General features: G+C 27.2%; 5 protein-coding genes. 4 read left to right on the top strand and 1 reads right to left on the bottom strand.

Annotation, left to right across the window (positions count from 1 at the left end; translation table 11 throughout):
* The first annotated feature begins 198 nt into the window (after positions 1–198).
* The 3 genes from BM384_RS15130 to BM384_RS15120 all read left to right on the top strand — a co-directional run bounded on the left by BM384_RS15130 (position 199) and on the right by BM384_RS15120 (position 3123).
* The gene (locus tag BM384_RS15130; protein WP_090014834.1) at positions 199–2091 is read left to right on the top strand and encodes a hypothetical protein; all 1893 of its coding nucleotides are present in this window, start codon (positions 199–201) and stop codon (positions 2089–2091) included.
* A 67-nt stretch (positions 2092–2158) separates the two neighbouring features.
* Positions 2159–2416 (top strand): EscU/YscU/HrcU family type III secretion system export apparatus switch protein, encoded by a 258-nt coding sequence (locus BM384_RS15125; RefSeq protein ID WP_090014832.1) that lies wholly within the window; start codon positions 2159–2161, stop codon positions 2414–2416.
* Positions 2417–2433: 17 nt separating this feature from the next.
* Complete coding sequence (locus BM384_RS15120) at positions 2434–3123, top strand: metallophosphoesterase (protein WP_090014836.1); 690 nt, start codon at positions 2434–2436, stop codon at positions 3121–3123.
* Positions 3124–3192: 69 nt separating this feature from the next.
* On the opposite strand, the gene BM384_RS15115 is transcribed toward BM384_RS15120, so the two are convergent.
* On the bottom strand, positions 3193–4146 hold the full coding sequence (locus BM384_RS15115; RefSeq protein WP_090014829.1) for a methyl-accepting chemotaxis protein: 954 nt from the start codon (positions 4144–4146) through the stop codon (positions 3193–3195).
* Positions 4147–4589: 443 nt separating this feature from the next.
* On the opposite strand from BM384_RS15115, the gene BM384_RS15110 reads away from it, so the two are divergent.
* Complete coding sequence (locus BM384_RS15110; RefSeq protein ID WP_090014827.1) at positions 4590–5384, top strand: GTP diphosphokinase; 795 nt, start codon at positions 4590–4592, stop codon at positions 5382–5384.
* Positions 5385–5611 lie beyond the last annotated feature (227 nt).

Here is a 5611-nt window from a genome sequence, read left to right as displayed (position 1 = left end):
TTTAATATGAAATTATTTTACTTTTAGAACCTTTTGCATGGCAAAACAAAGCTGCTTCCTGCGCTGAAAAGCGTGGCGTCAGCCACTTTGTTCTACAAAAAAGAACAGTATTTAAGAATTAAGGATATTATTAATTTTTAAATAAAAAGATACGATAATTATAATAATGTTAAGTTTATTTATAAGGAGTAAATAATTATGCCTGCAATTTGGAATATAGGAAATGTAAATCAATTAGACAATAAGAAGATATCAAGTAAGTTAACCTTTGAGGAGGGGGAAACTTTTAAGGGAATGGTTGTTGGAAAAGGCAGCGAAGATGATGAAGGTAGTGTTATTGTAAGACTTACAAATGGATGGCAGTTTCCAGCAGAACTATTAGAAGATTTTAATGTAGAAGGACAGCATTTAGTTCAATTCAAAGTAGATGGTTTTGAAGATGGCAAGGTAAAATTAAAAATAATTAATGACTTAAGGAATATTAGTGAAGGTGTAGATGAAGATGTAGTTAAAGATTTCATTGAAAAAGAAGGAATGAATGAAAGCGACAAAGATATATTAAAAGCTATGGTTAAATTTAATATTCCACTAACTAAAGAAAATATTGAATTAGTTAAGACTATGATTAATTTTAATAGTAAAGTTAAATCTAAAGAAGGTGTAGAAGATTTTATAAATAAATATATTGCTGGGAAGAATATAGAACCTTCAAGCACAGAAGCATTAGAAATAAAAAATAGTCTTACAGAATTTTTTAGTGTTTTTAAAAATATGAGTAAAGATGAAATTTTATTATTTTTAGAAAATGGGATAGATATAAATACGGAAAATATAGAGAGCTATAATGCTTTGTTTAAAGGAGATACAACCTTAAAAGAATATTTTGATAGTGTATCTAATGAGTTAAGTAAATTAGGGTTCGAAGGAGATAAAAATTTAAATTTACAAGAGTCTCAAATGAAGGGTGTTAATGAAAATGAAGCTTTTCAAAATAAACAATCTATAAAGTACTCTCAAGCTCAAAGTGCAGGCTTAAGAGTATATGATGATACTACTGCAAACAAAAGTAAGGTTAGTTTATTAAACCTTCTTAGAACAATAACAGGAAACGAAAATAATGTTGTGAAAGACACAATTAAAAATATATTATTAGAGAATAAAAATGAATTTAAAGGTCTTGAACTTAATAATATTTTTAATAAACTTGATAATATGACAGAAGATGAAGTAAAGAATATGTTTAATAATTTTGCTTATGGAAATGCTTTGTCAAAGGAGTCTGTAGAAACAGTATTAGAACAAATTATAGGGAAGAATATAAGTTTATCAAATAGTGACTATGAAAGCATTAAAAGCTTACTTGATTTTGAAGACAGTGAAAGTACTAATTTGAAGGGAAATGAACAATCATCTAATTTGAAAAATACTAATATTAATAATGAAGAACTTTTAAAAAATAGTAATCTATCAGTTAAAGACTTGGATTCAAAGGTTAGTAAAGAGGCGGCTAAAACTTTAGAAAATGTAAAACTAACATCTACAGAAGTAGTAAAGCATGAAATGAATGGAAAAATAGAAGATATTAAAGATGTTATAAAAAATATTATGTCTAATGCAGATGAATTGAAAAATAGAAGTTTAGAAAGTAAAGTGGCAGAATTTATTAAGAGTAATATGAATAACTTTAAATTATTAAATTCATTAAGTAATGAATATTATTATATGGATGTACCAATTAAGAGACAGGAAAATGAATATCCATGCAAGCTTATAATAAAGGATGATAGAAAAGGCGGAAAGAAAATCGATAGTGATAATGTAAAGATGGTTGTTGCAGTTAAAACAATTAATATGGATACAGTAGATGCATATTTAACTGTATATAGAGGAAACTTAAATGTAGATATAAAATGTATAGAGAAGTATACAAGAATACTATCATCAGGAGCAGATAAGCTTTCAGAGAAGCTAAGTAAGCTAGGATACTTTGTTAATATAAGTGTAAGTCCAAAGATAGAAGAGGTTAGTTTAACAAGCTGTAGAGGATTTTTTGATGATGAAAATGCATCAACTTTAGATACTAAGGTATAATTATATTATAGCTAGTATTGTATATAAATATAATATATAATAAAAACTAGATGTTAGGAGGGATAATGTGCAGCAAAGAAAGAAAGCGGCAGCTTTAAGTTATAAAGAAAATTTTAACGCACCAGTAGTTTCAGCAGCAGGAATGGGAATAGTAGCAGATAAGATTATAGAGAAAGCTCAGGAAAATGATGTTCCAGTAGTTTACAACAAAGAACTTACCGATCTTTTATGCAATGTAGATGTTGGTGATGAAATACCACCAGAACTATATGAAGCAGTTGCTCACGTTATTGCCTATATTACTGATTTAGATAAAATACTTTGAAAGGTGATAATACAAATATGGCGCTATATGCGATATCAGATTTACATTTAGCATTTAATAATGACAAACCTATGGATATATTCGGTGAAAAGTGGTTTAAGCATGATGAAAAAATTAAAAATAACTGGTTAAGTAAGATAGATGAAAAAGACACTATTCTTATTGCAGGGGATATATCATGGGCAATGAAAGAAAGCGAAAGTATGGCAGACTTAGAGTGGATAGAAAATCTGCCAGGTAAAAAAATAATATCAAAGGGAAATCATGATTATTGGTGGAATAGCATAACTAAATTAAATTCAAAATTTGAGAACACTAAGTTTTTACAGAATAACTATTATGTATATGGTGATTATGCCATATGTGGGTCAAGAGGATGGATATGTCCAGGAACTGATAGATTTACAGAAAAAGATGAAAAAATATATTTAAGAGAGCTTATAAGACTTAGATTATCTTTAGATGCTGCTAAGAATGCTGGATTTAATAAATTTATAGTAATGATTCATTATCCACCTACTAATGAAAAGTTTGAAGAATCAGATTTTGTTAAGATATTTAAGGAATATAATGTAGAGAAAGTTATATATGGTCATCTTCATGGACCTGCATTACATAGGGTTCTTAATGGAGAAAGAGATGGAGTAGAGTATGTTATGACATCTGCAGATTATATTGACTTTAATCCAGTAAAAATAATTGATTAAATAAAGGAGTCAAAAAAGTAGATATAATATGAATTTTTAAAATCTTCATATTATATCTACTTTTTATGATTATTCTGATAATTTTGTGACTAATGAGGATAGAGTCTTATTGAAGTTATCAACACTTGAATTCTGAACTTCCATTGAGGCAGCAATTTCTTGTGTTAAAGCAGTATATTCATGAGATATTGAATTAGCTTTTTCAACAGATTCTATAGCACTATCTTTTTGACTTGATGCCATTGCTAGGTTTTCAATACAATCATTTATTTCATTAGTTACAGCTACTATTGAATTTTTAATATTAAGAAAGCTATATTTTGTTTCTACTAAAGAATTTTGTTGGATATTAATTGCTTCATTACCAGAAGTCATTGCATTAGAAGCTTTTAAAATATCTTCTTTTATGTCATTTAATATATTAGATATGCTTTGAACTGCTTGTTTTGAGTTCTCAGCAAGTTTTCTTACTTCTCCTGCTACAACTGAAAATCCTCTGCCAGCCTCACCAGCTCTAGCAGCTTCAATAGCTGCATTTAATGAAAGCAGATTTGTTTGTACAGCTATTTTATTTATTGAATCAGTTATGGAATTAACAGATTCTAATTTTTCAACTAGATCATTAACAGTAGAACTTGAAATGGAGAAGGCTGATTTTAAGTCATTTAATGAATTATCCAATTTTTCTATGTTATCAAGTCCTTCAGTAGAAGCTTCTTCTGTATCAATAATCTTATCTTGAACATTTGTTATATTATAAGCTAAACTTTCCATGTTTTCATTAAAGTCTCTTAGAATATTAGTTGTTGAATTTATTTCTTCACTCTGTCTAACAGTTGCCTCACTCAATGTGTTAACAGAATTAGAAATTCGGCCAATTGAAGTTGTAATATCATCATTTGTATTTTTTAGTGAACTTATTTCTAGAAGTAAATCTTGAGGAATTTTAGCCTCGTTTTTCTTTGGAATATTTTCTTTATGTGATATGTTTTCTTGAATTGATTGTTTCTTAAAAAGACTCATATAATCTCCTCCTAGCTTATTATATGTAATTAACCCAATAATTCAATGTTAATTATCTTGAGTAGTGCATATCTATTTTGATTTAGATATATTTTTTAAGTTTAGCCAATCAAAACTAGCTTAGAATAATATTTATGTTTATTGTAAGTTTAACTATAAAAAATAAATAGCTTGTACAACTTTATCTTTTGATATACTAGTATAAGTGTTTTTATAAAAAATTAAAAAGTTTTAGATTAAGGTTATGAAAAGTATTACATAACTTTGTATATAAAGTAAAAACTAATATTATTAAAGCTTAGATTTTTAGTTTGTATATGCATTTTTATTGTTTTAATAAATATTTATTTTACTTTTATTGTTATTATAACACAAATTTATATTTATTAAAAAAAACTTTTTGCTATAATATAGTTATAAGGACAGTTACAAAGGTGGTTTTTATGGCAAATATAAATTGGAAGAGTTTTCTAATGCCTTATCAACAGGCTGTAGATGAATTAAAAGTTAAGTTGAAAAGTATTCGTAAGGAATTTAGAGGAAGGAATGAATATTCACCAGTTGAATTTGTAACTGGGAGAGTTAAGGAAGTTGCTAGTATCCTTGAGAAAGCTAATAAATTTGAAATACCTATAAATAGAGTAGGGTATGAGCTTGAAGATATAGCAGGTATAAGAATTATGTGTCAGTTTGTTGATGATATAGATACAGTTGTACAAATATTAAGAGAAAGAAAAGATATGGAAATTCTTTATGAAAAGGATTATGTTAGAAATGTAAAGCAAAGTGGTTACAGAAGTTATCATATGATTATTAAATACCCAGTTAATATGGCTTCAGGTCCTGTTGAAATTTTAGCTGAATTTCAGATAAGAACTTTAGCTATGAATTTCTGGGCTACAATTGAGCATTCATTAAATTATAAATATAAGCAGCAGATTCCTACAGAGCTTAAAGATAAATTAAAAAGTGCAGCTGACGCAGCCTTTAAGTTAGATGAAGAGATGCTTGAAATTAAAGATGAAATTAAGGACGCACAAAAGTTATTTGAAGTTAAGTCAGATATAATTTCAACTATAATGAATAAGATTTTAACTCTTAGGGCTTTAGACAGAGTGTTAGAGGCAAGCAGATATGAAAAAGCTGTTAATAAGCTTATAGAAGAAGGAGAGATATGGGAGCTTAATAATCTTCTATTTGCAATTAATAAAGATATTGAAAAATTTAGAGAAAACTAAAAATAATATTATAAGTATAAATACAGTGTTTTTATAAGTAAGTACACTGTATTTTTCTGTGTTAAAGAATCTATTACTTATTATTACATTTTAATAGATATTGTTATCAGTAGGTTATACTAAAATATAGATAGGAGGAAGTCTATAGTTAATAAAAAAGTGTACAAATGTGTTTAAAAATGTTAATATACACCCGAGAGGTGAGATTAACATGAATAAACATTTAA

Source organism: Clostridium sp. DSM 8431 (assembly GCF_900116755.1).
In the GTDB taxonomy this organism is placed as follows: domain Bacteria; phylum Bacillota; class Clostridia; order Clostridiales; family Clostridiaceae; genus Clostridium.
This window is presented reverse-complemented; position numbering and strand designations above follow the sequence as displayed.

Coding starts and splice junctions, on each gene's coding strand:
- BM384_RS15130 (WP_090014834.1), top strand. CDS start 199: ATGCCTGCAATTTGGAATATAGGAAATGTAAATCAATTAGACAATAAG.
- BM384_RS15120 (WP_090014836.1), top strand. CDS start 2,434: ATGGCGCTATATGCGATATCAGATTTACATTTAGCATTTAATAATGAC.
- BM384_RS15115 (WP_090014829.1), bottom strand. CDS start 4,146: ATGAGTCTTTTTAAGAAACAATCAATTCAAGAAAACATATCACATAAA.
- BM384_RS15110 (WP_090014827.1), top strand. CDS start 4,590: ATGGCAAATATAAATTGGAAGAGTTTTCTAATGCCTTATCAACAGGCT.